The sequence below is a fragment of the Roseospira navarrensis genome, from assembly GCF_009601025.1.
Classification (GTDB): Bacteria; Pseudomonadota; Alphaproteobacteria; order Rhodospirillales; family Rhodospirillaceae; genus Rhodospira; species Rhodospira navarrensis.
Map to the genome: position 1 here is coordinate 63,416 of NZ_WIVE01000005.1, position 25,413 is coordinate 88,828.

Genomic DNA, 25,413 nt, shown 5'->3' on the forward strand with positions numbered 1-25,413 from the left:
ACACGCATGTTGCATACGGGTTTCGCCGACTCCATGGTTCTGTCCCACGCCGAGCGGCTCGACTGGCTGCGCCTGATCCGCAGCGAGAACGTCGGCCCCATCACCTTCCACCGCCTGATCCGGCAGTACGGCACGGTGGCGGCCGCGCTGGAGGCGCTGCCCGCGCTGGCGCGCCGGGGCGGGCGCGGCAAGCCGCTGCGCGTCCATGGCAAGGGTGCGGCGGAACGGGAGCTGGCCGCGCTGGACCGCGCCGGGGTGGCGGTCGTGGCCCATGGTGAGCCGCACTATCCTCCCGCCCTGGCCCCGCTGGAGGACAGTCCACCCCTGCTGTTCGTGCGCGGGCATCCGGCCCTGCTGGAGCGGCGCGGGGTCGCCGTGGTGGGGGCGCGCAATGCCTCGCTGAACGGGCGCAAGCTGGCGCACCGGCTGGCCCAGGATCTGGCGCGGGCCGACGTGCTGGTGGTCTCCGGCATGGCCCGGGGCATCGACACCGCCGCTCACCAGGGCGCGTTGTCGGCAGGCGCGCTGGGCGCGGGCGGCACGGTCGCGGTGCTCGCCGGCGGGGTGGACGTGGTCTATCCGCCCGAGAACCAGCCGCTCTATGACGCGCTGGCGGAACAGGGCGCGGTGGTCTCGGAAATGCCGCTGGGCGAGGCCCCCCAGGCCCGCCACTTCCCGCGCCGCAACCGCATCATCAGCGGCATCGCGCTGGGCGTGGTGGTGGTGGAGGCTGCCGCCCGTTCCGGCTCGCTCATCACCGCGCGGCTGGCCGGGGAGCAGGGCCGCGAGGTGTTCGCCGTGCCCGGCTCGCCGCTGGACGGCCGGGCCGCCGGCCCCAACCGGCTGTTGCGCGACGGTGCCACCCTGACGGAATCTGCAGACGATGTGCTGCGCGGTCTGGCCGACCTGCTGCGCGCGCCCCTGCGCGAGCCGGCGGCGGCGGATTTCCGCGCCGAAACGGTGCCGCCACCCTCGGACGCCGAGGTCGATGCGGCCCGGGCGACCATCCTGGAGGCGCTCGGTCCGGCCCCGGTGACGGTTGACGAACTCATCCGCGGCTGCCAATTGTCCGTATCCGTCGTGGCGGTCGTTCTCCTGGAACTGGAACTGGCCGGCCGCCTGGAGCGGCTACCCGGAGGACGGGTGGCGCTGCTGACGACGCCCTGACCGGCCGGCCTGCCGCCGGACGGCAGGCTTGATCCGGACAGGACGAAAGGCGAACGCCGCTCATGCGCGTGGTTGTTGTCGAATCGCCGGCAAAGGCGAAAACCATCAACAAGTACCTTGGAGACGACTTCAAGGTGCTGGCGTCGTTCGGCCACGTCCGGGATCTGGAGGCCAAGGACGGCGCGGTGGACCCGGAGCACGACTTCGCCATGAAGTGGGAGGTCGGCCCCAAGTCGGAAAAGCATGTCCGCGAGATCGCCGAGGCGGTGCGCAACGCGGACGCCCTCTATCTCGCCACCGACCCCGACCGCGAGGGCGAGGCCATCTCGTGGCATGTCCGCGACGTGCTGGCGAAGCGCAAGGTGCTGGGCGGGAAGCCGGTGCACCGGATCACCTTCAACGCCATCACCAAGACCGCCGTCACCAATGCGATGGCGGCGCCGCGCGATCTGCATCAGGAGCTGATCGAGGCCTATCTGGCGCGCCGCGCCCTGGACTATCTCGTGGGGTTCAACCTGTCCCCGGTGCTGTGGCGCAAGCTGCCCGGCAGCCGCTCCGCCGGCCGCGTGCAGTCGGTGGCGCTGCGCCTGATCTGCGAGCGCGAAGCCGAGATCGAGCGCTTCCGGGCGCGCGAGTACTGGACCGTCGAGGCCCTGATGGCCACCACCGACCAGGACGGCGGCCGGGGCGGCGGCCAGCCTTTCACCGCCCGCCTGACCCACCTGGACGGCCAGAAGCTGGACAAGTTCGGCCTGCCCGACGAGGCGGCGGCCAAGGCGGCCGTGGCGGCCATCGAGGGCACGGGCTTCACCGTCGGCAAGGTCGAGCGCAAGACCACCAAGCGCAACCCGGCGCCGCCGTTCACGACCTCGACCCTCCAGCAGGAGGCGTCGCGCAAGCTCTATTTCTCCGCCTCGCGCACCATGAGCGTGGCCCAGCGCCTGTACGAGGGCATCACGCTGGGCGGCGAGACCGTGGGGCTCATCACCTACATGCGAACCGACGGCGTGCAGATGGCGCCGGAGGCGATCCAGGCCACCCGAGCGGCGGTCGAACGCGATTTCGGCGGGCGGTACCTGCCGGACAACCCGCGCATGTACAAGACCAAGGCCAAGAACGCCCAGGAGGCGCACGAGGCCATCCGCCCCACCGATCCCGGCCGCACGCCGGCCATGGTGGCCCCCTATGTGTCCAAGGAGCAGCTTGCGCTCTACGAGCTGATCTGGAAGCGCACCATCGCCAGCCAGATGGCGAGCGCCGAGCTGGATCAGGTGGCCGTGGACCTGACCGCCGCCAACGGTGCGGCGGTGCTGCGGGCCACGGGTTCGGTCATCACCTTCGACGGGTTCCTGAAGGTCTACGCCGAAAGCCGGGACGACGCGGCGGAGGGCGATGACGACTCGTCGCGCATCCTGCCGCCGCTGCATGAGGGCGACGCGGTGGAGCGGCGCGAGGTGAAGGCCGAGCAGCACTTCACCCAGCCGCCGCCGCGCTACTCCGAGGCCAGTCTGGTGAAGAAGATGGAGGAGTTGGGCATCGGCCGCCCCTCCACCTATGCCAGCATTCTGCACGTGCTGCAGGAGCGCGATTACGTCCGCCTGGAGAGCCGCCGATTCGTGCCCGAGGACCGGGGGCGGGTCGTGACCGCGTTCCTGGAGAACTTTTTCGCGCGGTACGTGGAGTATTCCTTCACCGCCGAGCTTGAGAACAAGCTGGACGAGATCTCGGCCGGGGCGCTGGGCTATCAGACCGTGCTGCGCGATTTCTGGGCCGACTTCAAGGCGGCCGTGGACCAGATCCAGGGGCTGCGGGTCTCCGAGGTGCTGGACGCGCTCGACGCCGAACTGGAGCCCCACCTGTTCCCGCCGCCCGAGGAGGGCGACGACGCCAAGGACCCGCGCGCCTGCCCCAGTTGCGGCGACGGCCGACTGGGGCTGCGGCTGGGCAAGTTCGGCGCCTTCATCGGCTGCTCGAACTATCCCGAGTGCCGCTTCACGCGCCAGCTCGTGGCCACCGCCGACGACGACGGCGGGGCCGAGGATCTGGCCGCCGGGCCGCGCCTGCTGGGCACCGACCCGGAGACCGGCAAGGCCGTGACCCTGCGCAAGGGGCCCTACGGTTTGTACGTCCAGTTGGGCGAACAGGAACAGATCGGCGAGACCAAGACCGGCAAGCCCAAGATGGGGCCGAAACCGCCCCGCGCCTCGCTGCCGAAGGGACTGGACGCGGACCGGGTGGATCTGCAGGTCGCGCTCGGCCTGCTGGCGCTGCCGCGCGACGTGGGTCCGCATCCGGACGACGGCGCCATGATCCAGGCCGGGCTGGGTCGATTCGGCCCATACTTGAAGCACGGCGACGCCTACAAGTCGCTGCCCAAGGACGATGACCCGCTCCTGGTGCTGACCATCGGCCTGAACCGCGCCGTGGACCTGCTGGCGCAGCAGGGAGGCGGGCGCGTGCGCATGGCGGCGCGGGCGTTGGGCGATCATCCCCAGGACGGCAAGCCCGTCGTGCTCAAGGACGGCCGGTTCGGTCCCTATGTGGAGCACGGCAAGGCGCGCGCCTCGCTGCTGAAGGCGGACCGGGAGAACATCGAGTCCTTGACGCTGGAGCGGGCGTTGGAGTTGATTCAGCGCAAGGCGGAAAAAGACGCGGCCAAGACCCAGGGGGGCGATGCGGCGCCGGCCGGCAAGAGCCCGGGGGCCGGCAAGGCGGGGGCCGCCAAGGCGTCCACCGGCACGACCAAGCGCAAGACGGCGGCCAGCGCCTCGAAGACGACCAAGACGGCCACCAAGCCCAAGGCGACCAAGGCGACCAAGGCGTCGTCCTCTGCGTCAGGGACCGCCTCGAAGACGACCCGGAGTCGGAAGTCCGAACCGGCCGGATAGGCCCGCCGGTTACCGAACGGAAACCCTTGCGGCTTACCCTGATGGGGTGGCGGAGTCTCGCGGCGGGACGCCGGGCGCAGGGGGAAAGCGGTGTCGCCAAACCGTCACGAGGTGAGGCGACTGTTTTTGACTTAGAATGATCCGCGAAGGCGAATGCGATCCCTGGAACCCGAGCAGCGTTCTGGCGTTTGTATCGTGTCCGTGTTGGTGTGCCTGATGCGGCGCGTTTGTTGATGCCGAGCAGACGGGTCACCTTCTTTCGCAGGAGTGGTCCTCCTTTGGAGATTGGTGTATAACGGAGAGGTGCGGTTTCGCCACGACGTTCCGGGTAGAGTGTTGCGGATTCGTAACAGACAGGGCAGGCCGGTTGGTCGAGAGCCAGGGTCCTTTTTTGGATGCGGCAGGCGGGAACGGAAGAGAGGCTCCATGATCTTCAAGCAGTGGGACGACACGGCCCTGGTGCATCTGTGCGGGTCCCTGACCCATGCGGATTTCGAGCGGTTCAACGCTGTCCTGGATCATCTGAGCCGGGCCGCGCCCTCGACCTTCGTGCTGGACCTCTCGGACGTCAACTTCATCGATTCCAGCGGCATCGGCATGCTGCTGATGGCGCAGGAACTGGCGGAACACCGCGAATGCCTGTGCCGCCTGCGCGGCGTCGGCCCCGCCGCCTGGGCCATCCTGGAACAGGCCCACGTCAGCGACCTGTTCGAGGTGGACCCGCACCTGCCCGGCCTCGATCCCGACGGGTCCGGAATCGCGGCGGCCTGAGCGCCGCCGGCCCCGGCGGGCCGACTCGGCCTCCCGCCGCGGGATCCCATCCTTCGGTTGGGAATCGCGTCCCGATCCGACCGCCTGGCTCTGACCGCCCGACCCTGACTTTTGTCCGGGTTGTCGAACGGGGCGGAGTTGGTGTTTCCTGAAGGCTTGTGCGGGAGCGGAGGCGGGGCCTTCCCACTCTGATGCTCCGCTGCAACAGTCGAAAGAACGATGCCATCCCCCCTTCGGACTCCTTGGACGAAGGGTCTCATGGTATCGTAACAGAAGTGTCGCCGAGCAGGCCGCCGGGCAAGGAACGGGATCACGCGCCGTCACGACACAGGCGCCCACGAAATGATCCCTCGAACGCACGGGGCCGGCGCGGGGACCGCCACCGGCGGGTCCGTGCGGGCCGGGTTTGGTTGGGGGTGAGTGTTTGACTTGGGGGAACCCAGAGCCCAGGGAGTTCAGCGCCATGGATGCGATCATCCAGCGTCAGGATCACTGCGAGACGGACGACCGTGCCCGTGAGGCGGCGACCGCCAGGACCCCCGCCCGTGCGGAGACGCCCCGCCATTGCGTGCGGGCGCGCCTGAACGGTCTGCCGTGCCTGGTGAGCGTGACCGACGATCTGGCCCTGAATGGGCAGGTCGCCGTGGCGCCCGTGGCCGGCGAGAAGGCGCCCCTGCCGCCGAAGGGCCGTCGCGCCACCCTGGAACTGGTCTCCGAGTCGGATGCGCCGGACGAGTCGGCCTTCGTCGAGCCCATCGAGATCACCCTGGCCGCCGCCAATCCGCGGTCCGGGCGGTTCACGGCGCGCGTGCTGGCGCTGTCGGAAGACCAGGAACGCCTGCTCTGCGCCCAGAGCGCCTGATCCCGCCGGCGCTTTCGCGTCATCCTCGGCCGTTGAACGCGGCGAAGGATCTCGTGCGGTCGTGAGCGTCGGATGCGCGAGAGACACGTCCCGGCCCGAGATCCCTCGGCTTGCTTCTCTCGCGCGGGATGACGCCGTGGTATTCTCAATCGCGGCGCCCGTGCCGCCGGGCTCAGACCGGCTGGGCGTGCGCCTCGATGTTCTCGGCCGAGATCTTGAAGCGGGTGCCCTCGAACGTAACCCAGATCTCGTTCGCCGCCTGCGGCACCGTCTTGATCTGCAGCATGCCGCCCACCGGCACCGAGAACTTGTTGCCGTTGCGGTTGACCCGGAACGGCTTGGTGACGCGCCACGTCTGCCCGACGGTGACCCTTCTGGCGCTGCTCATGGCGCTCCTCCCCTTGTGTTCGCGATGACCGGCGCCTGCTGGCTCCTCCGGGCGGCGCGGCCATCCTGGACCCGTCAAGTGTGACACGCCCGGTTCGCGCAAGGGAAGAGGCGGGGGTGATCCTGTGCCGATCCTGGGTTCAGCCCTCGCCGAGGGTCAGCACCAGCTTGCCGGTCACGCCGCGACCCAGCAGCGTGTCGATGGCCTGGACCACATCCTCCAGCGGGAACTCGGCCGAGACGCGCGGCGCAAGGCGGCCCTCGTCGTGCCAGCGCGCCAGCTCGGCCATGCAGGACCGCACCCGCGCCGGCGCGATGCGCATATAGGCCCCCCAGTAGAACCCGATCACCGACAGGTTCTTGACCAGCAGCCGGTTGGCGGGGATCTGCGGCACCGTGCCGCTGGCGAATCCCACCGCCAGCAACCGCCCGTCCGGGGCCGTGCAGCGCAACGAGGCATCGAACAGCGGCCCGCCCACGGGATCATAGACCACATCGGCGCCCCGACCGCCGGTCAGCTCCAGCACGCGCGCCCGGATGTCCTCGGCCCGCGAATCGATGCCGTGGTCGGCGCCGTGCCGGGCGGCGATGGCCAGCTTCTCCGGGCCGGTGGCGGTGGCGATGACGGTGGCGCCGCCGGCCTTGGCGCACTCCACGGCGGTCAGGCCCACGCCCCCGGCCGCGCCGTGGACCAGCACCACTTCGCCCGGTTGCAGCCGGGCCCGGTCGAACAGGCCGAAGTGCGAGGTGCCGTAGGCGATGGGAAACGCCGCGCCGGCGGCCATGCTCATGCCCTCCGCCAGGGGCCAGACCGCGCCCTCGGGCACCACGGCCTCTTCGGCGAAGGCCCCATGCGGCGGCATGGCCATCACCCGATCCCCGACCGCGACGGCCGAGACGTCGTCGGCCACCTCGATCACGGTGCCGGCCAGTTCGAACCCGGGCACGAACGGCGGTTCGGGCTTTTCCTGGTACGTGCCGGCGGTGATGAGGCTGTCCGCGAAGTTCAGCCCGGCCCGCGCCACACGGATGCGCACACCGCCCGGGATCATGGGGGGCGGCGGAATGTCCTCGAGTCGCAGGGCCTTGTGGGAGGAGACGGCGGGGCAGACGGCGGCGCGCATGGGCAGCACTCCCGGGGGGTCAGGTCGTCAGGAACGCGCGCTCCGCCCCGTCCAGCACCAGCCCGGTCAGGCAGCCGGTGGCAAAGGCCCCGGTGTCGATGCCGATCCGGTTGGATTTCACCACGGGCCCGTCGCCCACGTGGTGGCCGTGCACCACCATGTGGCCCAGCGGGCGGCGGTGGGACAGGAAGGGCTCGCGGATGTACATCAGGTCGGCGCGGTCCTGGCGCTCCAGAGGCACGCCCGGCCGGATGCCGGCGTGCACGAACAGGTAGTCGCCCCGCTCGGCGTAGTCCAGCAGGGACCGCAGGAAGGCGCGGTGGGTGTCGGGCAGCGCCGCGCCCAGGGCGCGGGACATGGCGGCCAGCGCCTCCGGTCCCGGATCGGCGGGCACCGCCACACCGTAGGACGTAAGGGTCTGCACGCCCCCGAAGCCCAGCCACGCGGATGCCCCGATCGGGTCGTTCAGGAACGCCAGCATGGCGTCCTCGTGGTTGCCGCGCAGGGCCAGGGTCTCCACGCCGGGAAACGGATCGCCGCACAGGGTCTCGACCACGCCCCGGCTGTCGGGCCCTCGGTCCACATAGTCCCCCAGGTGAATCACCACGGGCGTGCGGTCCGGATGCCGCGCGATGTCCGCGCGGATGCGGTCGTGCAGGCGGTCGAGCAGGTCCTTGCGCCCGTGAACGTCGCCGATGGCGTACAGGCGCAGGCCCTCCGGCGTGCGCGGCGCGGCCCCGCTCCCCGCGCGAGCGCCCGGACGCAGGGCGTCCCGCAGGCGCGGGATCCAGTCGGTCAGGACGGGCATGGCGTGATCCGCATTCTCACCCCGACCGGGCCTGGGCCATAAAGGCCCACTGGTCGCGGCCGCCCTTGTTGCTCAGATAGTTGAGCAGGCACAGCACGGGCCGCCGGTCGAAGCGGGTGCCCACCTCGGACAGCAGGATGTCCTCGGCCTCCTCGAACGAGCGGCTCTCGCGGAACGCGCGCGGGCTGATGAGGGCGACGAAGGTGTTGGCCACCGCCACGCACTGCGCCGAGGCCAGGATATCGCTGCCCTCCAGCCCGTTGGGGCGGCCCTTGCCATCCACCCGCTCGTTGATCTGGCGCAGGGTTTCCAGAACCGGGGCCTCGAACGCGATGTCCTTCAGGATCTCGGGACCGCTTTCCATGGCGAGCCGGAGCTGTTCGCGCTCGGCCTCCGTCAGGTCGCCCTGCTTGCGCAGCAGGCCCCGTTGCACCCGGATCTTGCCCAGGTTGACGAGACGCGCGGCCTGGTCCGACGCCTCGATGAGGGTGGCGTCGAGCCCCAACTCCTCGGCGATGGTGCGGGCCACGGCGGCGACGTAGCGGGACTGGTGCGCGGAGTCCGGATCGCGCTCGTCCACCAGCCCCACCAGCGTCTCGATCAACTGGATGGTGTTGGCCTCGCGGCGCGTGCGCTCCCGGTACACCGGGGTCAGGTCGTCGATGGACGTGAGAACCGCCGGCGTGCGGTCGTCGCCCACGGTGATGGGGCAGTGGTAGGACCACCAGACGACCTCTTGCCCGTCGTCGTCGCGGAAGGTGGTGGTTTCCGTGCGGACCTCGCGGTCTTCCATCACGGCGCCGTTGATGTCGGCGAAGGCGCTGCCGATGTCATGGCCCAGCATGGCGATCATGGAGCGCCCGGGCAGGTCCGCCTTGGGCATGTCCATGACCTCGCCGGCGCGGCGGTTGGCGAAGACCAGGGTGTTGTCGGCGGTGGCGACGAACAGCGGCGACGGCTGGCTGTCGGCCACCACGTCCAGGAACTGGGACAGCGCCTCGAACCGCTGGGCGGCGGCCCGGAACTGGGTGGCGGCCTCCTGCGCCCGCAGCGAGGTGCCGTAGCGCCACACCGCCACCAGGGCGGCGGCCATCAGCCCGATGACCAGCACCAGGACCACGATCAGGGTGGTGCGGCGGGCGTCGGCGGCGGCCAGGGCCTCGGCCCGGGCGAGGCGGTGGACCAGCACCCAGTCGGTGCCGGGGATGGCGCGGCTGACCGCCAGCGACTCCCGGGCGGCGTAGTCCAGCCCCTGGTGGAAGCGGCCGGGATCGCGCAGGGCCTCGGCATCGATCAGGCGGTCCGTGTTGACCGCCAGCGTCTTGTCCAGCGGGTCCGAGCCGTCCAGCAGCGGGGTCAGGTACTGGATGGCGTTGCCCTGCCGGCGGATCAGGTAGGACTCGGCGGTTTCCGCCGTCGCGCCCGGCTGGTCCAGCGCCTCGAAGAACGCGGCCCCCACGGGGCGCAGGCCGACGAGGCGCGCGATCACGGTCGGCGATTCGGACCCCGGCGTCTGGCCGAAGACCGGCGCGACGAAGCCCAGGGTGAGCGTACCGTGCGGATTGTGCGCCAGATCGATCAGGCCGGGCTCGCCCTCGGGGATCGTCGCCAGGGTCTCCATCACGCGGTCGCGGACCGTCGGCATGCCCTGGGTGGCGGCGATGATCCGGCCGCCGTCGGGGGTGACCAGCGCCAGCCCGGCCGAGGTGGGCCGGTTGACGTTGGCGGGAAGCGGCCGCGTCGGCTCGGCGGGGGCGAACCCCCCGCGTTCGGCGGTCGCGGTCAACAGCGTCGTCAGGTAGGTTTCCTGCGCCGCCACCTCGTCGGGGCTCTGGCCCGACTCGGGGCCCAGCCGGACCACGGTGGTGTAGATCTGCAGCGCCTGATTGTCCGCCAGATCCTGCAGCACCGAGGTCCGGGCCTCCATCCAGCCGCGCACGGCCTCCACGCGGCTGTCCGCGACCACGGTCATCTGGCTTTGGGCGATCATCAGGTCGCGCTGACGTTCCGACTGGGCGAACAGCGCGACCAGACCCAGCCCGGCGGCCAGGAACAGAACCAGGCCGGCCAGCGCGATCCAGACCCGCTTGCGCACGGTGCGTTCCTGCCTCACGAAGCCCGAGTCCGACGGCAAGACCGAGGCGGTCATCTCTGCACTCTCCTGATCCCCTTGCGGCCGCGATCCCGGCGCCTGCGGACCGGGAGACACGAACCGGGGGAGATGGGTGTGGTTGCATGCACGGTTCAGACGTACCATACCCGGCAGGGTCAATCCACGGCCCGATCCGCGCGCGGGGCGTGGAGCCGCACGAACCACGGGTGCCAGACGTGACGCTTGCCCGCGCAGCCCTGACAGCGGCCCTTGCCCTTGCCGTGATCCTGGCCATCGGACTGGGGTCCGCCCTTCCGCTGGGCGGGGCGCTGGCCGCGCCGGACGGCCGGGTGTTCGGCCGGGACGGCAAGCTGTTCACCAACTTTCGCCCGATTCCCCAATGGTCCACGCTGGTGCAGCGCTACCGGCAGGAGCAGGACAAGAACGCCCGCTGTCTGAGCGGCGGCGGCGGGGCGTCCTGTCCCTATTCGGACTGGCGGGCCCTGATCGAGCGGTTGCGGGGGGCGGACCCCATGACCCAGGTCCGCGAGGTCAACCGCTTCGCCAACCACTGGGACTACATCACCGACCCGGTCAACTGGGGCCGGCCGGACTATTGGGCCACGCCCGGCGAGTTCTTCGCCAAGGCGGGGGACTGCGAAGACTACGCCATCGTCAAGTTCATGAGCCTGCGCGCCCTGGGGTTCGACAACGACACCCTGAAGCTGGTCGCGGTGCAGGACCTGAACCTGGGCATCGGGCACGCGGTCACCGTGGTGTCGCTGGGCGGCCGGGACTACCTGATGGACAACCAGATCACCCAGGTCATTGATGCGGGCACCGTGCGCCACTACAAACCCGTCTTCGCGGCCAATGAACGGATGTGGTGGCTGTACCGATGACCCCTCCCGACGCCCCCCGACCGTCCCGTCCGCCACCCCCCGGCGGGTGGGATCGGGGCCTTGTCGCCGCCGCCGGCCTGGTGGTCGTGATGTCGCCCCTGGTGGCGCTGTCGCGGCCGCTCTGGCCGGCGGAGATTCCCATCACCCTGATCCCCCTGCTGGTCGGCCTGGCGCTGGTGCTGGGGCTGTGGCTGGCCCTGCTCCGGCATGGCTGGGCGGCGGCGGTGATGCTGGGATTCGGCGCGGTGGATCTGGGCGTGATGCTGGCGGCGGTGGGGCCGCCGACTCTCCCGGGGCCGCCCGTGGCGTCGTGCGCGCATCCGTTGCGCGTGGTCACCCTGAACGTGCTGTATGCCGCCGGGGACTGGGACCGGCAGGAAGCCTACCTGCGGTCCGGCGGGTTCGACCTCGTGTTGATGCAGGAGATCTTTTCGGACGGCTACTGGAAGGGGCGGCTGAAGGGCCTGGAGTCCACCTTCCCCCATCAGGTCACGCTGCGGGAGTCCGATTCCGTGATCCTGAGCCGGACGCCGCTGGAGCCCCTGCCGCCGGACCTTGCCGGGCACCGGGCGCTGACCGAGCCGGTCCTGGCCAAGGTGCCGGCGATCGCCGCCATGACGTCCGTTGCGGGGCGCGACGTGCTGGTGGTCTCCGCGCACATGCCCAGCCCGAAGAACCCCGCCGCCTACGACAGCCGGACGGAGGCGTTGGCCCGGCTGGGTGACCTGCTGGCCGCCCATGAGGGGCCGGCGATCGTCGGGGGGGACTTCAACGGCGTCGCCTGGAGCCCGCCGGTCGCGGCCTTCCGCGAGGCGGCCGGTTTGCGGCACCCGGACTGGGGACCGCTGCCCATCGCCACGCGCCCCGCCTGGCTGCCGGTGGCCGGGGCGCAGATCGACTACATCTGGCCCAGCGCCGCCCACTTCACCGCCGTGCAGCGAGCCGGGCCGGATGTGGGCTCGGACCACCTGCCGGTCGAGGCGGATGTGTGTCTTGTTAACTAGCGCACCAGCCCGAGGGCCACGGCGCTGCCCACCTTCAGGTCGCAGAACGGCTCGACGAAGACATATTCGGCCGTCCACAGGTCGCTGACCATGTAGTGACCATCCAGCAGGGCGGCGATGGGCGGCTGGTCCGGGCCGCCGGCCGTGTCACGCCCCTGGCCGAGCGAGTCCAGGTCCTGCAGCACCAGGTCCATCATGAACGGCTGATAGCGGTCGGGATCGCGGGCGTCCGGGAACCGGGCCTCGCCGCAGACGTGGACGTAGGACCAGTCCATGCCGTAATCCCGCACCGTGAACGAGAACGCGGCGAGATCGCGCACCGAGGCCCAATCGGGCTCCAACTGGCGCAACTCGAACCCGGCCTTCAGCGTGCCTGTCAGGCTGCGCCCCACGCCCACCGTGCGCGGGCGCTGGCGGATGCGCAGAATGGCGCGGGTGCGGTCGTCCAGGCGCCCCGTTTCCGGCAGGCCGTTGGCGGCCTGAAACGCCTCCAGGGCGGCTTCGGTGAGCGGGCCAGCGTCACCGTCCAGGCGTCCGTCGTAGTGGCCCGCGTCGCGCAGCAGGTACTGCACCGCCAGCGTGGTCATGTCCGCCCGGGCCTCGGGGCCCGGCCCCGCCGCCGCCAGCAGCAGGGCCAGCAGAAGGGCTGCCCCGGGGGCCGCGGCGATCCGTCCGCGTCGGGTCATGGCCGGCCTCCGTGCCCTACACCCGGACGATCTTGCCCGGGTTCATGATGTCGTCGGGGTCCAGCGCCACCTTGAGCGCCCGCATGACGGCCATGCCCTCCGGCCCGTGCTCGGCCTCAAGGAACGCCATCTTGCCGTAGCCCACGCCGTGCTCGCCGGTGCAGGTGCCCTCCATGGCCAGCGCCCGGGCCACGATGCGGTCGTTGAGCGCCCGGGCGGCCGCGACCTCTTCGGGGGCGTCGGGATCGACGATGAACAGCACATGGAAGTTGCCGTCGCCCACATGGCCCACGATGGCCGTGACCACCGAGGACGCGGCGCAGTCCTCCGCCGTGTCCGCCAGGCAGTCCGCCAGCCGCGAGATCGGCACGCAGACATCCGACGAGAACCCCTTGGCGCCCGGCTTCAGGGCCAGACCCGCATAATAGGCATTGTGGCGCGCCTGCCAGAGCCGATTGCGGTCCTCCAGCGTCTCGGCCCACTGGAAGCCGGTCGCGCCATGCTCGGCGGCGATGGCCTCGACCATGCCGACCTGCTCGCGGGCGAAGGCCTCGGTGCCGTGGAACTCCAGGAACAGCGTCGGGGCAATGGCGTAGTCCGTGCCCGAATAGGCGTTGATGCCGCGCATCTGGTTGGCGTCCAGGAACTCGATGCGGGCGATGGGCACGCCGGTCTGGATGGTCTCGATCACCGTATCCACGGCCGCCTTGAGGCCCGGGAAGGGGCAGACGGCCGAGAGCACGCACTCCGGGATGCCGTGCAGGCGCAGGGTCACCTCGGTGATGACGCCCAGCGTGCCCTCGCTGCCGACGAACAGCCGGGTCAGGTCATAGCCGGCGGCCGACTTGCGGGCCCGCCGCCCGGTCTTCAAGACACGGCCGTCCGCCGTGACCACGGTCAGGGCCAGCACCGCTTCGCGCATGGTGCCGTAGCGCACCGCGTTGGTGCCGCTGGCCCGCGTGGCCGCCATGCCGCCCAGCGAGGCATCGGCGCCCGGGTCGATGGGGAAGAACAGGCCGGTGTCGCGCAGGTGCTCGTTGAGCTGCTTGCGGGTCACGCCGGCCTGGACGGTGCAGTCCATGTCCTCGGGCCGGACCTCCAGGATGGCGGTCATGTGCGACAGGTCCAGGCAGATGCCGCCGCGCAGCGCCGCCACGTGCCCTTCCAGCGACGTGCCGGTGCCGAAGGGGATCACCGGGACCGTGTGATCGGCGCAGGCGCGCACGATGGCCGCCACCTCCTCGGTGCTCTCGGCGAAGGCCACCGCGTCCGGCGGCATGGGGTCGTGATAGCTCTCGTCGCGCCCGTGCTGCTCGCACACCGCCGCACTCGTGGTCAGGCGGTCGCCCAGAAGCGGGCGCAGGCGGTCTAGCACGGCCTCGACGGCGGCGGGCGCGGTGCGGGCGAGCTGGGGGGCGGCGGTCATGGCGGTCGGGTCCTCTTGTTCTGATCGGCAATGAACCGGACCCGTCCGGTTCATTGCCTCCGCCGCTTCGCGGCGCCGGCCCGGTCGGGCCGGTATGACTGGACGGGCGTTTGCGAGACGTGCAGACGATAGGATGGACTCGCCCGGCTCGGGATCACAATGCTGAACTGGGGTTGGGCCGAACTGGTGTTGGGCCGAACTGGTGTTGGTGAGTCTTTTTTTTCTCGCCGCAGCGCCCCTTTGGGGCGCGCGGCTCCGCGGCTTCGCCGCGCCCGCGTGGTCACGCTGGCCGCCCGCCGGAAAGGCCAACCTTTTCGTCGGGCGGGAGGGGGCCACACCTGACCCTGCCCAGGGGGCAAGGGATCAGGCGGCGGGCTTGCCCATGACCAGCGTCATCCACTCCGCGACAGGGTAGCGGCGAACCAGGGCGAGGCCCTGGCGGCGGTAGGCGTTGGCGACCCGCGCTTCCTGTGTGGCCAGCAGGCCGGACAGCACGATGCGTCCCCCCGGGGCCAGCGCGGCGGCGGCGGCCGGGGCCATGCGGGTGAGCGGCCGGGCCAGGATGTTGGCCAGGATCAGGTCGTATGGACCCGCGTCCCGCACCCGCCGGTCCCGGAAGCCATCCGACCGCAGGCAGCGCACCTGCCCGGCCAGACCGTTGACGCGCGCGTTGTGGCGGGCGACCCGCACGGCCTCGGCATCCAGATCCGCCGCCAGGACAGGGGCGCGCCAGTGCGCGGCCGCCGCCAGGGCCAGCAGGCCCGTGCCGCACCCCATGTCGAGCGTGCGGGCGGGCCGCCGTCGCCGGTCCCGGGCCAGATCGTCCAGCGCCTTCAGGCAGCCCGCCGTGGTGGGGTGCTCGCCGGACCCGAACGCCGTGGCCGCGTCCACGATCAGGGTGTGCTTGCCGGCGGGCGGCCGCTCGGTCACATGCGAGCCCCGCACGTGAAAGCGTCCGATATCCAGCGGGGGGAAGGTCCGCAGGTTCTCCGCCACCCAGTCGCGCGGCCCCAGGTGGGTGATGGAGACGGCGGGCTCGTCGATCCCAGCGGCGCGCGCGGCCAGGGCGATGCCGAGTCCCACGCGGTCGCGGTCGGGGGTGGTCTCGCTCAGGCCCTCCAGGCGCCAGTGACCCTTGAGGGGGCCGGCCTCCTCGATCTCGAAGCACAGCAGCGCGTCGCACAGGCCCTCAAGCCCGGCCTCGAACGCCGCCACCGCCGGTGCCGGCACCACGCACTCGATCCGCCACACATCCGCCAAACCCGTAATCCTCCGTATCGTGTCGCTAGTCCTGCCGGTTCGGGGTGCCCAGGTCGTCCCTGTCGTCTGGCTGTCGGGCCTGCTCCGACTCCTCGTCCTCGGCGCGGCGACGATGCATCGTCAGCCCGATTTCGTCCAGGGCGGCCTGATCCTTGCGGGCGCGTTCGGCGGCGGCCTTGCGGTCGCGGGCCTCCTGCGCCAGTTCGTAGGTCTTGCGCTGGCGGAACAACTCGGCCAGGGCGTCGCGTTCGCGGTCCAGGTCGGTCCGCACCTGGTCCAGGGCGGCCGCCGTCTCGTCCTTGCGGTGCCGGTGCGCGGTCAGGAAGTTGGCGAAGGTGAAGGCGGCCTCCGGATGGGCGTTGACGGCCGCGGACTCGCGCTGAAGCTGCGCGTCGAGCGCCCGGTCCTGCGCGACCAGTTCGTCCTCGCGCTGCTGCAACGCGCCGATGGTCCGGCGGCGTTCGTCGATCTCCATCTTGTTGAGGCGGATGACCGCGTGCAGATCGCCCTTCGCCATGGGGTTCCGTCAGGTCCCGGCCGGGCGGGTCAGGTGGTCGCGCGGGTCCACCGGCTTGGTGCCCCGGCGGATCTCGAAGTGCAGCATGGGGCCGCTGTCGGAGCCCGTGCGGCCGGACAGCGCCAGCACCTGCCCGCGTTCCACGATCTGGCCGCGCCGCACATCCAGGCGCGAGGCGTGGGCATAGGCGGTGGTCCAGTTCTCGGCATGGCGCACCAGGACCAGATTGCCGAAGCCCTGGATCTCGTTGCCGGCATAGACCACCACGCCGTTGTCGGCGGCGCGGATGGGCGTGCCCCGGGGCACCGCGATGTTGATGCCGTCGTTGAACAGGCCGCCCTCGCGCGGGCCGAACCCGGCGATCACGCGACCCTCGACCGGCCAATGGAACCGCGAACCGGCGCGCGGCGGCGGCGCGGGGATGGGGATGGAGTCCCGGGCCACCGCCGCCGTCGGCATGGGCGGTGCGGGCGGTGGCTCGGCGGCGGGCGCCGGGGCCGGAGCCAGCGGTTGGATCCGCTCCGGCGCGGGGGCGGGTGCGGGCGTCGCGGCGGGGGCCGGCGTGCCCTGATCCGGGGGGGGCAGCAGCGGGGTCGGGGCGGCTTGAGCCGGCGCGGGCGCCGGAGCCGGCGTGGTTGTTGGCGTGGTCGGCGCGGTTGCGGGCGTACCCGCCGTCTGGGGCGCCGCCTGGGTTCCCGGAATCACAAGGGACTCGCCGGTCCGGATCACATAGGGCGGGGCCAGCCCGTTGGCGTTGGCGATGGCCGGCACCGACGGGCCATAGCGCCGCGACAGGGAATACAGGGTCTCGTCGGGCGCGACCACGTGGACCCGCTGCGCTGGCAGGGCGAGTTCCTGGCCGGGCCGAAGCTGGAAGGGCGGGGCCAGCCGGTTGGCCTCGATGATCGCGCGCATGGGCACGCCCATGCGTCGGCCCACGTCATAGACCGTCTCGCCGGCCGACACCGTGACCTGTCGGGCCCGGGTCGGGTCGCCCTGATAGCGCGGCGTCACGTCCACGGTGGGATAGGGCGTCTCGCGCCAGCCCCGGTCGCAGGCCGCACCGGCCAGCACGGCGGCGACAGCGGCCAGGGCGGCGAGGCTCACGCGGAGGGAACTGAAACCGGGGCGCGTCATGGCGCCCACTATATCGCGGGCAGCGCCCGTGAACCAGACGCCCGCGCGCCCGCTGCGCTTTATCCTGGGTCATCGCGGATCATCGGGGTCGCGGCGGGGTTCCTTGACCGTCGCGGCCAACCGAGACAACCCCTCCCCAGCCTTCCCCATTCCATGGGGAGGGAGTCCGGGCACCATGACCCCGCGATCCCGGAAATCCGTGATGACCCTTTATCCTGCCGGATGCTCGGGGGGCAGCCCGCCCAGCAGCGGCACGAAGCGCACGGCCATCAGCCGTTCGGTGTTCAGCCGGTGGCCCTGGCGGCGCACCCGCATGACCCACTGGCGGTCCTCGTCGCCCACGGGCAGCACCATCACGCCGCCGTCGTCGAGCTGGTCGGACAGGCTTTCCGGAATCTGCCGCGCCGCCGCCGTCACCAGGATGCGGGTGAACGGGGCCTGCTCCGGCCAGCCCTTCATGCCGTCGCCGTGGCGGGTGACCATGTTGGTCAGGCCGAGCCTCTTGAAGCGCTCTTCCGCCTGCCGCAGCAGGGGCTCGTGACGCTCCACGGTGTAGACGCGGCGCGCCACCCTGGACAGCACGGCGGCCTGATAGCCCGAGCCGGTGCCCACCTCCATCACCTTGTCGCGGGTCCCCAGCTCCAGATACTGGGTCATCAGTCCGACGACCAAGGGCTGGCTGATGGTCTGGCCGCATTCGATGGGCAGGGCGCGGTTGTCGTAGGCGTGCTCCAGGAACGGATCGGAGACGAACACCTCGCGCGGCACCGCCTCCAGCGCGTTCAGCACGCGGGAATCCGTGACCCCGGCCAGCCGCAGTTCCATCAGCAGGCGGATCTTGTGGCTGTGGGCGTGCGGATCGTCCTCGCCGGGTGTCAAAAGACGGTCTCCATGGCGGCCAGGGTGGCCTCGTCGGTCAGGTCGATGCGCAGCGGCGTGACCGAGACGTGGTCGTCGGCCACGGCGTGCAGGTCGGTGCCTTCGCCCTCCAGCCCGCGCACCTGCTCGACGCCGATCCAGACATAGGGCCGCCCGCGCGGGTCCACCCGCTGGACCAGGTTTTCCGAGAACCGGCTGGAGCCGATGCGCTTGCCCTGGCGGGCGGGGCGGATGCCCTTGACCCGGTCCGGCCGGCAGTCGGGCACGTTGACGTTGATGAACACGCCCCGGCTCCAGGGCGCGGCGCAGGCCCGGCGGATGACGTCCGCCGCTACGGCCTCGGCGGTGTCCCAGGGGATGGCGTCCGGGTCCGAGAACTGCTGCGACAGGGCGATGGAGCGGATGCCCAGAAGGGTGCCCTCCATGGCCACGGCGACCGTGCCCGAGTACGTCACGTCCTCGCCCATGTTGCCGCCCCGGTTGATGCCGGACAGCACCAGATCGGGCCGCCGGTCGCCGGTGAACAGCTTCACGCCCAGCAGCACGCAGTCCGTGGGGGTGCCGCGCACCGCCACATGGCGCGGGCCGCGCTGGTGATAGCGGATGGGATCGTGCAGGGTCAGGGAGTGACCGGCGCCGCTCTGCTCGGTCTCCGGGGCGACCACCCACACGTCGTCGGACAGGCTGCGCGCCACGCGCTCCAGCACCTTGATGCCCGGGGCGTCCAGGCCGTCGTCGTTCGAGACCAGAATGCGCGCGCGGGACAGGTCGGTCAGGGGCTCAAACATCGGGCCGCAGGACGTCCAGCCCCCCCATGTAGGGCCGCAGGGCCTCCGGCACCGTCACCGACCCGTCGGCGTTCTGGTAGTTTTCTAGCACCGCGACCAGGGTCCGTCCGACCGCCAGCCCGGAGCCGTTCAGGGTGTGCACATGCGTCGTGCCCTTGCCCTCCGTCGGGCGGAAGCGGGCGTCCATGCGCCGGGCCTGGAACGCGCCGGTGTTGGAGCACGAGGAAATCTCGCGGTAGCGCCCGGCGCCGGGCAGCCAGACCTCGATGTCGTGGGTGCGGTGGGCGGCGAAGCCCAGGTCGCCGGTGCACAGCGCGACGGTGCGGAAGGGCAGGTCGAGGCGCTTCAGCACCTCTTCGGCGCAGGCGGTCTTGCGCTCCAGTTCGGCGGCCGACTGGTCGGGGTGGACGATGCTGACCAGCTCGACCTTCTCGAACTGGTGCATGCGGATCATGCCGCGCGTGTCCTTGCCGGCGGCCCCGGCCTCGGAGCGGAAGCACTGGGTGAAGGCGGTGTAGCGCAGCGGCAGCGCGGCCTCGTCCAGGATGCGGCCGGCCACCATGTTGGTGAGCGTCACCTCGGCGGTGGGGATCAGCCAGAAGCCGCCGTCCACCTTGAACAGGTCCTCGCCGAACTTGGGCAACTGGGCGGTGCCGAACAGCGGATCGTCGCGCACCAGGGCGGGGGTGTTGACCTCCTGATAGCCGTGTCCGGTCGTATGCAGGTCCAGCATGAACTGGGCCAGCGCGCGTTCCAGGCGGGCCATCGGCCCGCGCAGGATGACGAACCGCGCCCCGGACTGCTTCGCGGCCGTGTCGAAGTCCATGCCCAGCGCGGCGCCGATGTCGAAATGCTCGCGCGGCTCGAAATCGAACGTACGCGGCTCGCCCCAGCGGCGGAGTTCCTGATTGTGGTCCTCGTCCGGGCCGTCCGGCACGGCGTCGTCCGGCAGGTTGGGGATGGAGACCAGAAGATCGTGCATCACCGTCGCGGCGGTGTCGTTGTCCGCCTCCAGCCGGGTCATGCGGTCCTTGATGCCGGCCACCTCCTCGATGAGCATCGAGGCGTCGCCGCCCTGGGACTTGATCTTGCCGATGGTCTTGGAGGCCGCGTTGCGCCGGGACTGAAGGCTGTTCAGCTCGGACTGCGAGGCGCGCCGGCGCTCGTCCATGGCCAGCATGCGCCCGGACAAGGGTTCCAGGCCCCGCCGGACCAGCCCCTTGTCGAAGGCCTCCGGGTTGTCGCGGATCCACTTGATGTCATGCATCGGTTCTTGTGTCCCTTGGCGTCATGCGGCGGGTCGCCTAGCGCCCGGTGTTGAAGTCCGTGTCGGGGGGGCCGTCGTCCTCGTCGTCCTCGTCGTCCCGGTCGTCGTCCGCCCGCCCCGCGCGGGCGCGGGAGGGCGCGGCGGCCCCCGTGGTCGAGGCCGCGGCCGCCGGGGTCTCGGGCGCCGGCGTTTTCGGCTTGGCGCTCCCGCCGCCCCCGGAGCCGCCCCCGGAGCCGCCCCCGTCCGGATCGTCGTCGGGGCCGTCCTCGTCATCGTCGTCGAGGTCGTCCAGATCGTCCTCGCCCTCGCGTTGGGCGCGGCGCTTCTCGACCAGACGACAGGCCCAGATGGAGCCCTCGTACAGCAGGATCAAGGGCAGCGCGAGGCCCACCTGACTGATGACGTCCGGCGGGGTGACGATGGCCGCCAGCACGAACACGCCGACGATGGCGTATTTGCGCGCGGCCGCCAGCCCCTTCGAGGTCACCATGCCGACCCGGGCCATCAGGGTGAGCGCCACGGGCAACTGGAAGCTGATGCCGAAGGCCAGGATGAGTTTCATCACCAGGCCAAGGTACTCGCCGACCTTGGCCTCCAGCTCGATGGGCAGCACGGTCTCGGTGCCCGTGGTCTGGAAGCCCAGCAGGAACCGCCAGGCCAGCGGCATGACCATGTAGTACACCAGCGACGCGCCGGTGATGAACAGCACCGGCGAGGCGAACAGGAAGGGCAGCATCGCCATCTTTTCGTGCCGGTACAGGCCGGGGGCGATGAACAGCCAGATCTGGGTCGCGATGATCGGGAACGTCACCACCACGGCCCCGAAGGCGGCCACCTTGACGTAGGTGAAGAAGGCCTCGGTCAGCGCGGTGTAGATCATGCGCTGGCTGCCGCCGACCTCGCGCATGATGTCGGCCAGCGGCTGCACCAGGAAATCATAGATGGACTGCGCCACGCCGTAACAGGCGAAGAACGCGATGATGAACGCCAGCACGGACCAAAGCAGGCGCTGGCGCAGCTCGGTCAGATGCTCCACCAGCGACATCTTGTTGTCGTCGGGGTTGTCGCTGTAGGTGGCCACCGCTCTAGTCCTTGTCGGTCCCTGTGCTGGGTTTGGTGTTCGTTGGTGCGCCGGGCTTGGGGTCGTCCTCCGCCCGGGCGGGGGTCTCGGATGCCGCCGGGGCGGGGTCGGGCGCGGCCTGGGGCGCGCTGTCCGGGGCCGGCCCGGTGGGATCGCCCGCGCCGTCGTAGTCCAGGGTCTGCTTGCGGGTCTCGCCCGTCCGCCCGCCGCCCGGCCGCCGCCCGATGTCGTTCAACTCGCGGGTCACGGTGCCGTCCGGGTCCACCATCTTGTTGATGGACGAGCCGATGTTGGTGCGCCGGGCCTTCTTGATGCCGTCGCGCACGTCGTCCAGCTCGGCGTCCCGGATCACCTCGTCGATGTGGCCCTGGAACTCGCGCGCCAGCCCGCGCAGCCGCCGGGTCCACTGCCCCAGCGTGCGCAGGACCTTGGGCAGGTCCTTGGGGCCGATCACCATCAGGGCGATGACGGCGACGATCGCCAGTTCGGTCCATCCGAGGTCAAGCATCGCTGGGAGCGCCTATACCAGGACGGCGCGCGCGAACCCGCGCGCGTCATCGGAACGAGTCTGAAGCGTCGGCGGCGCCGGCCGGGCCGGCCGCCCCGGGGGCCGGCCGGCAGGCCACGAACCGGCGGCGAGGGGTCGCAGGCTAGCTGCGGACGCTCTCGTCCTTCTTCTTGTCGGCCGCCGAGGTGGACGCGTTGGTCGAGCCCGACTCCTCGATCTTCTTGTCGCCGTCGTCGTCGTCGTCCGCCATGCCCTTCTTGAAGGCCTTCACGCCCTTTGCGACATCGCCCATCAGGCGCGGGATCTTGCCGGCGCCGAACAGCAGCAGGACGACGACCAGGACGATGATCCAGTGCCAAATGCTGAAAGTACCCATACCTCGACAACTCCTCGGGTGATCGTGCCCTTCGGGGCGAATGCGGGGCTGGACCGGCCAGCGCGGCGGTAACATGCACCAAGAGAGCGCGTCGGGAAAGCCCCGCGTGCGATTCGATCAGGGCGCCACCGGCCGGCCCCGGATCAGCGCCCGGACCGCGAACCGCGCCGGATGGATCGCCTCGGCCAGCGGATCGGGCAGGGGCCAGGGCGTGCCGGTGACCTGGGCCGCGACCAGGTCCGCCATCAGGGGCGCGGTGGACAGGCCGTAGGACCCCATCCCGCACAGGGTGAACAGCCCGCCCGGCCACGCGATCGGCGGCAGAGTCCGCGCCGCCTTGCGCAGCGGGTCGCCGTGGCTGGCCGCCAGAGCGTCCGCGTCGAACAGCGGCCCGGCGAGCGGCAGATGATCCGGGGTCGTCGCCCGCAGACCCGCCAGCGCCTCGGCGGTGGGTTCGGTCGCCAGCGCGTCGGCCAGGGCGGGCCAGCCCTCGGCCAGGGCGGCGCGGAGTCTGGCGTCGTCCTCGGGCCGCGGTGTGTAGGGATCGCCGTCGCCCGGCCGCCAGGGCCTCTGCGTGGCGCCCAGGATGCGCCACCACGAGCCGTCCGTATGCTGGACGGGCGGGGACGCATAGGCCGCGCCGGAGACCGCGACCCGGGGCGGGGCCTCCGGCCCGGCGGCCTTCAGAACGCTCACCTGCCCCCGGGTCGGGCGCAGCGGCAGGTGGGCGGCGGGCCAGAGCCTGACCGTCTCGCAGGCCGTCGCCAGCACCACGGCGTCCGCCGTCACGATCACCGCGCCGTCCGGCGCGCGCAGGATCCAGCCGCCGCCCTCGCCCGGGGTGATCGAGGCCACCACGGCCGGGATCACGGCGGTCTCGCCCAGCAGCGCGGCCAGCAGGGCGGGCGGGGACAGAGCGCCGCCCCCCGGATGCCACAGCACCGAGTCGCCCGCTGGCGGTACGCCGATCCGGGCCGTTGCCGCGTCCCGATCCAGCAGCGCCAGCCGGTCCGTCGGCCAGCCCATGCGGTCCACGACCACGCGCCGCCACGCATCGTCGCGCCGTCCGCGTTCGGCGGAGACGGCCCCGCGTCGCCCCCGCCAGGGGTTGCGACCCTCCGTCGCCAGCCGGTCATAGAGCGCGGCGGCGGCGGGCGCGGCCAGGGCGTGGAGCGTGGCGGCGGTGGAGGCGTCCTTCTCCAGGCGCGGTTCCAGCAGGCCGAGCAGGTGGGGCGGCAGGCTGTCCGCCGGATGCCCGCGCGCATCGATCACGCTGACCCGACCGCCGCCGCGCCGGGTCAGGGCCTCGGCGACGCAGCAGCCGGCGATGCCGGCGCCGACGACGGCCACGTGAGCGCCCGGCCCGGCGGGGGCGGGGGGTGTGGCCCAGGTGGTGGGGGCGGCGGCGCGGGCTGGGCGGCCGAGGGTCCAGGTGCGGGGGTCGGAGGGCATCAGTACGCGGCGGGAACAAGAGAATGAGGGCCGGCCCTGAGCCGAGCCGGCCCTTGTTCTATTGCGGCGGCATCAGCGGTTGCAAGCCGATCCCGGTGGACGAGGGTTGGCCGAAGGTGGCGTCCGGCCGGTGATCCGGGCCAAAATGCTCCGCCAGATAGTCCAGGACGGTGGCCCGGGCGTCGTCCGGCAGGTCCGGCATGCCCTGCTTGTTTACCATCCACACCAGGGTTTCGTCCCAGCGGTGCCGGGTCATGCCCTGCTGCTTGACGATGTTGAGCGAGTGGCACGCACTGCACCAGGACTGCACGATCCACTTGCCCTCGCCGTCGCCGGGCATGTCCTCGATGGCCGGGGTGTCGTCATTCTGGGCCGAGGCCGTCGCGGGCGGCAGCAGCACGAGGGCGGCGGCGCAGACCGCCGCCGCCACCACGCCCCGTTTCCCCGTCCGTCCGACCCGGTCGGGAAAACGCGCCGCGTCCATGCTCATGCGGGCACCATCACGGCGATGCGGTGCATCGCGTTGTTCAGGTAGCCCTTGGGGTTCCACGGCGGGATGAAGGGCTGCTGCTCGCCGCGGTCGTTGGTCGCCCGCGCCCAGATCTCGTAATAGCCCTTGGTGGGGAACGACAGCTCCGCTTCCCACCGCTGCCAGGAGTAGGGGTTGGGCGGCGCATGCAGGTCGGCCGTCACCCAGGTGGCGCCGAAGTCGTAGCTGACCTCCATCTTGGTCACCACGTCGTCGCCGGACCACGCATGGCCGCGCACCCGCAGCTTTCGGTGGCCCGTGGGCAGGTGATGGCCGCTCCTCGGGGAGGTGATGAGCGACTTGACCGGCATGGACTCGATGATCTTGAAGTCCGCCTCGGCCACGTCGGCCCCCGGCTGCACCGAATGATAGGGCACGCTATAGCTGGGCGCGCTCATCTTGGTGCCGTCGTGGACCACGTCGCGCAACTGGATGCGGGTCAGCCACTTCTGCGAGGTGGACCCCGGCCAGCCCGGACAGAGGATGCGCAAGGGCGCGCCGTTCATGGGGTGGATGTCCTGACCGTTCATCCGCCAGACGATCAGGGTGTGCGGGTCCATCGCCTTCCAGATCGGCACGCCGCGCGAGATGGGCACCTTGTCGGGGTCGCCCGACAGGTGCGAGTCGGCCCCGTGGTGGGCGGTGTAGATCGCGCTGTCCTTGACCCCGGCGGCGTTCAGCACGTCGCGCATGCGCACGCCGGTCCACTCGGCGTTGCCGATGGCCCCGGTGGTCCACTGGTTGCCGCTGGCGGGCGGATTGAAGCCGGCGCGGCCGTTGCCGCCGCACTCGTGCTGCAGGCGCAGGGTGACCACCTCGAAGCGGTCGGCCAACTCGGAGATGGCGAAGTTCAGTGTCTCGTTGACCTCGCCGTCCACGGTCAGCCGCCAGCCCTGGGGACTGGTGCTCTCGGGCGGCACGCCGTTGTTGCGGATGAAGTAGTGCGCGATGGGGGTGACGTCGTCATCCAGCAGGTGCGGCGGGGTCTCGGCGTTCACCGGCTTGTCGTTGAGCACCCGCAGCCCGTTCTTGCCCTCGATGACGAAGTCCTCGACCGATTCGGCGAGGGCGGCCGGAATCAGCCCGGCGGGCATGGTCCGGCTGAAGGGGATGGCTCCGCCGATGGCCAGCCCCATGGCGGCCAGGCCGGCCCCCTTGAGGAAGCCGCGCCGGTCGGGTCCGGTGCGGCGGCCGAACACGGCCTCGTCGGCGGCGATGGGATCCTGTTCGTACAGCTCTCGAAGTCCACGGTCCTTGCGCATGGGTCGTTTGCCTCCCTGGTTGCAATACGGCCAAGGGGGACTCTCGTGTGGATCCGGGGCGGGCCTGCGACCGGCCCCGGCCCTTCGGTCCCGGTCCGTATCGTTTTTAGAGATGGCGCGTCGGACCGGGGTCGCAATAGGACCGGATGCGGAACGGGATGAAAACCACGCGCGCGCCTCGTGGTTTCCATCATGCGGAAACGGCGGGGCAGGCCGGCCGCGCCCCGTGCTGTTGCCGGG

At 71.3% G+C, this 25,413-nt stretch carries 24 protein-coding genes; 6 read left to right on the top strand and 18 right to left on the bottom strand.

From position 1 onward, the window contains the following. Positions 1-6 precede the first annotated feature (6 nt). From dprA to GHC57_RS03395, 4 genes are all read left to right on the top strand, one after another. On the top strand, positions 7-1,167 hold the full coding sequence (gene dprA, locus GHC57_RS03380; protein ID WP_153341167.1) for a DNA-processing protein DprA: 1,161 nt from the start codon (positions 7-9) through the stop codon (positions 1,165-1,167). A gap of 62 nt (positions 1,168-1,229) precedes the next feature. Then, positions 1,230-4,055, top strand: coding sequence for a type I DNA topoisomerase (gene topA / locus GHC57_RS03385; protein WP_153341169.1), 2,826 nt, complete (start codon positions 1,230-1,232; stop codon positions 4,053-4,055). Positions 4,056-4,481: 426 nt separating this feature from the next. Beyond that, positions 4,482-4,826, top strand: coding sequence for an STAS domain-containing protein (locus tag GHC57_RS03390; RefSeq protein ID WP_153341171.1), 345 nt, complete (start codon positions 4,482-4,484; stop codon positions 4,824-4,826). A gap of 463 nt (positions 4,827-5,289) precedes the next feature. Beyond that, complete coding sequence (locus GHC57_RS03395) at positions 5,290-5,688, top strand: hypothetical protein (RefSeq protein WP_153341173.1); 399 nt, start codon at positions 5,290-5,292, stop codon at positions 5,686-5,688. A gap of 172 nt (positions 5,689-5,860) precedes the next feature. On the opposite strand, the gene GHC57_RS03400 is transcribed toward GHC57_RS03395, so the two are convergent. From GHC57_RS03400 to GHC57_RS03415, 4 genes are all read right to left on the bottom strand, one after another. Continuing rightward, positions 5,861-6,076, bottom strand: a complete 216-nt coding sequence (locus GHC57_RS03400) for a hypothetical protein (protein WP_153341175.1) — start codon at positions 6,074-6,076, stop codon at positions 5,861-5,863. A gap of 139 nt (positions 6,077-6,215) precedes the next feature. Then, positions 6,216-7,199: an NADPH:quinone oxidoreductase family protein gene (locus GHC57_RS03405; protein ID WP_153341177.1), complete on the bottom strand. Its 984-nt coding sequence runs from the start codon at positions 7,197-7,199 to the stop codon at positions 6,216-6,218. Between the two features lie 19 nt (positions 7,200-7,218). Further along, entirely contained in the window at positions 7,219-8,007 is a 789-nt protein-coding gene (locus GHC57_RS03410) for a metallophosphoesterase family protein (protein ID WP_153341180.1), read from the bottom strand. Between the two features lie 16 nt (positions 8,008-8,023). Continuing rightward, positions 8,024-10,156, bottom strand: coding sequence for an HD domain-containing phosphohydrolase (locus GHC57_RS03415; RefSeq protein WP_153341182.1), 2,133 nt, complete (start codon positions 10,154-10,156; stop codon positions 8,024-8,026). Between the two features lie 179 nt (positions 10,157-10,335). Here GHC57_RS03415 and GHC57_RS20385 point away from each other — a divergent pair, with 179 nt between their 5' ends. Together GHC57_RS20385 and GHC57_RS20200 are read left to right on the top strand one after the other, a co-directional pair. Further along, the gene (locus tag GHC57_RS20385; RefSeq protein ID WP_170294655.1) at positions 10,336-11,001 is read left to right on the top strand and encodes a transglutaminase-like cysteine peptidase; all 666 of its coding nucleotides are present in this window, start codon (positions 10,336-10,338) and stop codon (positions 10,999-11,001) included. Next, positions 10,998-12,005: an endonuclease/exonuclease/phosphatase family protein gene (locus tag GHC57_RS20200; RefSeq protein WP_153341187.1), complete on the top strand. Its 1,008-nt coding sequence runs from the start codon at positions 10,998-11,000 to the stop codon at positions 12,003-12,005. Before GHC57_RS20385 ends, GHC57_RS20200 begins: the two co-directional genes overlap by 4 nt. On the opposite strand, the gene GHC57_RS03430 is transcribed toward GHC57_RS20200, so the two are convergent. The 14 genes from GHC57_RS03430 to GHC57_RS03495 form a co-directional block, all read right to left on the bottom strand. Further along, on the bottom strand, positions 12,002-12,691 hold the full coding sequence (locus GHC57_RS03430; RefSeq protein ID WP_153341189.1) for a peptidoglycan-binding domain-containing protein: 690 nt from the start codon (positions 12,689-12,691) through the stop codon (positions 12,002-12,004). The genes GHC57_RS20200 and GHC57_RS03430 overlap by 4 nt on opposite strands. A 16-nt stretch (positions 12,692-12,707) precedes the next feature. Next, positions 12,708-14,117 (bottom strand): FAD-linked oxidase C-terminal domain-containing protein, encoded by a 1,410-nt coding sequence (locus tag GHC57_RS03435; RefSeq protein ID WP_211369110.1) that lies wholly within the window; start codon positions 14,115-14,117, stop codon positions 12,708-12,710. Positions 14,118-14,480: 363 nt separating this feature from the next. Continuing rightward, on the bottom strand, positions 14,481-15,368 hold the full coding sequence (locus GHC57_RS03440) for a 50S ribosomal protein L11 methyltransferase (RefSeq protein ID WP_343031092.1): 888 nt from the start codon (positions 15,366-15,368) through the stop codon (positions 14,481-14,483). A 34-nt stretch (positions 15,369-15,402) separates the two neighbouring features. Next, on the bottom strand, positions 15,403-15,894 hold the full coding sequence (locus tag GHC57_RS03445) for a flagellar export protein FliJ (protein ID WP_153341195.1): 492 nt from the start codon (positions 15,892-15,894) through the stop codon (positions 15,403-15,405). A 9-nt stretch (positions 15,895-15,903) separates the two neighbouring features. Next, positions 15,904-17,031 carry a LysM peptidoglycan-binding domain-containing M23 family metallopeptidase gene (locus GHC57_RS03450; RefSeq protein WP_153341198.1) on the bottom strand — a complete coding sequence of 376 codons (1,128 nt, stop codon included), beginning with the start codon at positions 17,029-17,031 and terminating at the stop codon, positions 15,904-15,906. Positions 17,032-17,241: 210 nt separating this feature from the next. Further along, the gene (locus GHC57_RS03455; RefSeq protein WP_153341250.1) at positions 17,242-17,856 is read right to left on the bottom strand and encodes a protein-L-isoaspartate(D-aspartate) O-methyltransferase; all 615 of its coding nucleotides are present in this window, start codon (positions 17,854-17,856) and stop codon (positions 17,242-17,244) included. A 50-nt stretch (positions 17,857-17,906) separates the two neighbouring features. Further along, complete coding sequence (gene surE, locus GHC57_RS03460; protein ID WP_153341200.1) at positions 17,907-18,698, bottom strand: 5'/3'-nucleotidase SurE; 792 nt, start codon at positions 18,696-18,698, stop codon at positions 17,907-17,909. Then, entirely contained in the window at positions 18,691-19,965 is a 1,275-nt protein-coding gene (gene serS, locus GHC57_RS03465) for a serine--tRNA ligase (protein WP_153341203.1), read from the bottom strand. Before serS ends, surE begins: the two co-directional genes overlap by 8 nt. Positions 19,966-20,002: 37 nt before the next feature. Beyond that, positions 20,003-21,046: a twin-arginine translocase subunit TatC gene (gene tatC, locus GHC57_RS03470; RefSeq protein WP_343031090.1), complete on the bottom strand. Its 1,044-nt coding sequence runs from the start codon at positions 21,044-21,046 to the stop codon at positions 20,003-20,005. Positions 21,047-21,050: 4 nt separating this feature from the next. Beyond that, positions 21,051-21,554 carry a Sec-independent protein translocase protein TatB gene (tatB, locus tag GHC57_RS03475; RefSeq protein WP_153341205.1) on the bottom strand — a complete coding sequence of 168 codons (504 nt, stop codon included), beginning with the start codon at positions 21,552-21,554 and terminating at the stop codon, positions 21,051-21,053. A 142-nt stretch (positions 21,555-21,696) separates the two neighbouring features. Further along, entirely contained in the window at positions 21,697-21,930 is a 234-nt protein-coding gene (locus GHC57_RS03480) for a twin-arginine translocase TatA/TatE family subunit (RefSeq protein WP_153341207.1), read from the bottom strand. A gap of 117 nt (positions 21,931-22,047) precedes the next feature. Next, a complete protein-coding gene (gene mnmC1 / locus GHC57_RS03485) occupies positions 22,048-23,382 on the bottom strand; it encodes an FAD-dependent 5-carboxymethylaminomethyl-2-thiouridine(34) oxidoreductase MnmC1 (protein ID WP_153341209.1) in 1,335 nt (444 codons plus the stop codon). Between the two features lie 58 nt (positions 23,383-23,440). Continuing rightward, positions 23,441-23,872, bottom strand: a complete 432-nt coding sequence (locus GHC57_RS03490) for a hypothetical protein (RefSeq protein WP_153341211.1) — start codon at positions 23,870-23,872, stop codon at positions 23,441-23,443. Then, positions 23,869-25,173, bottom strand: coding sequence for a sulfite oxidase (locus GHC57_RS03495; protein WP_153341214.1), 1,305 nt, complete (start codon positions 25,171-25,173; stop codon positions 23,869-23,871). Before GHC57_RS03495 ends, GHC57_RS03490 begins: the two co-directional genes overlap by 4 nt. Between the last annotated feature and the right edge of the window lie 240 nt (positions 25,174-25,413).

What these genes read in the sequence shown, in the direction of transcription:
- surE (WP_153341200.1), bottom strand. Translation starts at nt 18,698, where the DNA reads ATGTTTGAGCCCCTGACCGACCTGTCCCGCGCGCGCATTCTGGTCTCG.
- GHC57_RS03400 (WP_153341175.1), bottom strand. Translation starts at nt 6,076, where the DNA reads ATGAGCAGCGCCAGAAGGGTCACCGTCGGGCAGACGTGGCGCGTCACC.
- GHC57_RS03490 (WP_153341211.1), bottom strand. Translation starts at nt 23,872, where the DNA reads ATGAGCATGGACGCGGCGCGTTTTCCCGACCGGGTCGGACGGACGGGG.
- GHC57_RS03390 (WP_153341171.1), top strand. Translation starts at nt 4,482, where the DNA reads ATGATCTTCAAGCAGTGGGACGACACGGCCCTGGTGCATCTGTGCGGG.
- tatB (WP_153341205.1), bottom strand. Translation starts at nt 21,554, where the DNA reads ATGCTTGACCTCGGATGGACCGAACTGGCGATCGTCGCCGTCATCGCC.
- GHC57_RS03395 (WP_153341173.1), top strand. Translation starts at nt 5,290, where the DNA reads ATGGATGCGATCATCCAGCGTCAGGATCACTGCGAGACGGACGACCGT.
- dprA (WP_153341167.1), top strand. Translation starts at nt 7, where the DNA reads ATGTTGCATACGGGTTTCGCCGACTCCATGGTTCTGTCCCACGCCGAG.
- GHC57_RS03495 (WP_153341214.1), bottom strand. Translation starts at nt 25,173, where the DNA reads ATGCGCAAGGACCGTGGACTTCGAGAGCTGTACGAACAGGATCCCATC.
- GHC57_RS03410 (WP_153341180.1), bottom strand. Translation starts at nt 8,007, where the DNA reads ATGCCCGTCCTGACCGACTGGATCCCGCGCCTGCGGGACGCCCTGCGT.
- mnmC1 (WP_153341209.1), bottom strand. Translation starts at nt 23,382, where the DNA reads ATGCCCTCCGACCCCCGCACCTGGACCCTCGGCCGCCCAGCCCGCGCC.
- GHC57_RS20200 (WP_153341187.1), top strand. Translation starts at nt 10,998, where the DNA reads ATGACCCCTCCCGACGCCCCCCGACCGTCCCGTCCGCCACCCCCCGGC.
- GHC57_RS03450 (WP_153341198.1), bottom strand. Translation starts at nt 17,031, where the DNA reads ATGACGCGCCCCGGTTTCAGTTCCCTCCGCGTGAGCCTCGCCGCCCTG.
- serS (WP_153341203.1), bottom strand. Translation starts at nt 19,965, where the DNA reads ATGCATGACATCAAGTGGATCCGCGACAACCCGGAGGCCTTCGACAAG.
- GHC57_RS03435 (WP_211369110.1), bottom strand. Translation starts at nt 14,117, where the DNA reads ATGACCGCCGCCCCCCAGCTCGCCCGCACCGCGCCCGCCGCCGTCGAG.
- GHC57_RS03405 (WP_153341177.1), bottom strand. Translation starts at nt 7,199, where the DNA reads ATGCGCGCCGCCGTCTGCCCCGCCGTCTCCTCCCACAAGGCCCTGCGA.
- GHC57_RS03430 (WP_153341189.1), bottom strand. Translation starts at nt 12,691, where the DNA reads ATGACCCGACGCGGACGGATCGCCGCGGCCCCCGGGGCAGCCCTTCTG.
- GHC57_RS03480 (WP_153341207.1), bottom strand. Translation starts at nt 21,930, where the DNA reads ATGGGTACTTTCAGCATTTGGCACTGGATCATCGTCCTGGTCGTCGTC.
- GHC57_RS03455 (WP_153341250.1), bottom strand. Translation starts at nt 17,856, where the DNA reads ATGGAACTGCGGCTGGCCGGGGTCACGGATTCCCGCGTGCTGAACGCG.
- GHC57_RS03445 (WP_153341195.1), bottom strand. Translation starts at nt 15,894, where the DNA reads ATGGCGAAGGGCGATCTGCACGCGGTCATCCGCCTCAACAAGATGGAG.
- topA (WP_153341169.1), top strand. Translation starts at nt 1,230, where the DNA reads ATGCGCGTGGTTGTTGTCGAATCGCCGGCAAAGGCGAAAACCATCAAC.
- GHC57_RS03415 (WP_153341182.1), bottom strand. Translation starts at nt 10,156, where the DNA reads ATGACCGCCTCGGTCTTGCCGTCGGACTCGGGCTTCGTGAGGCAGGAA.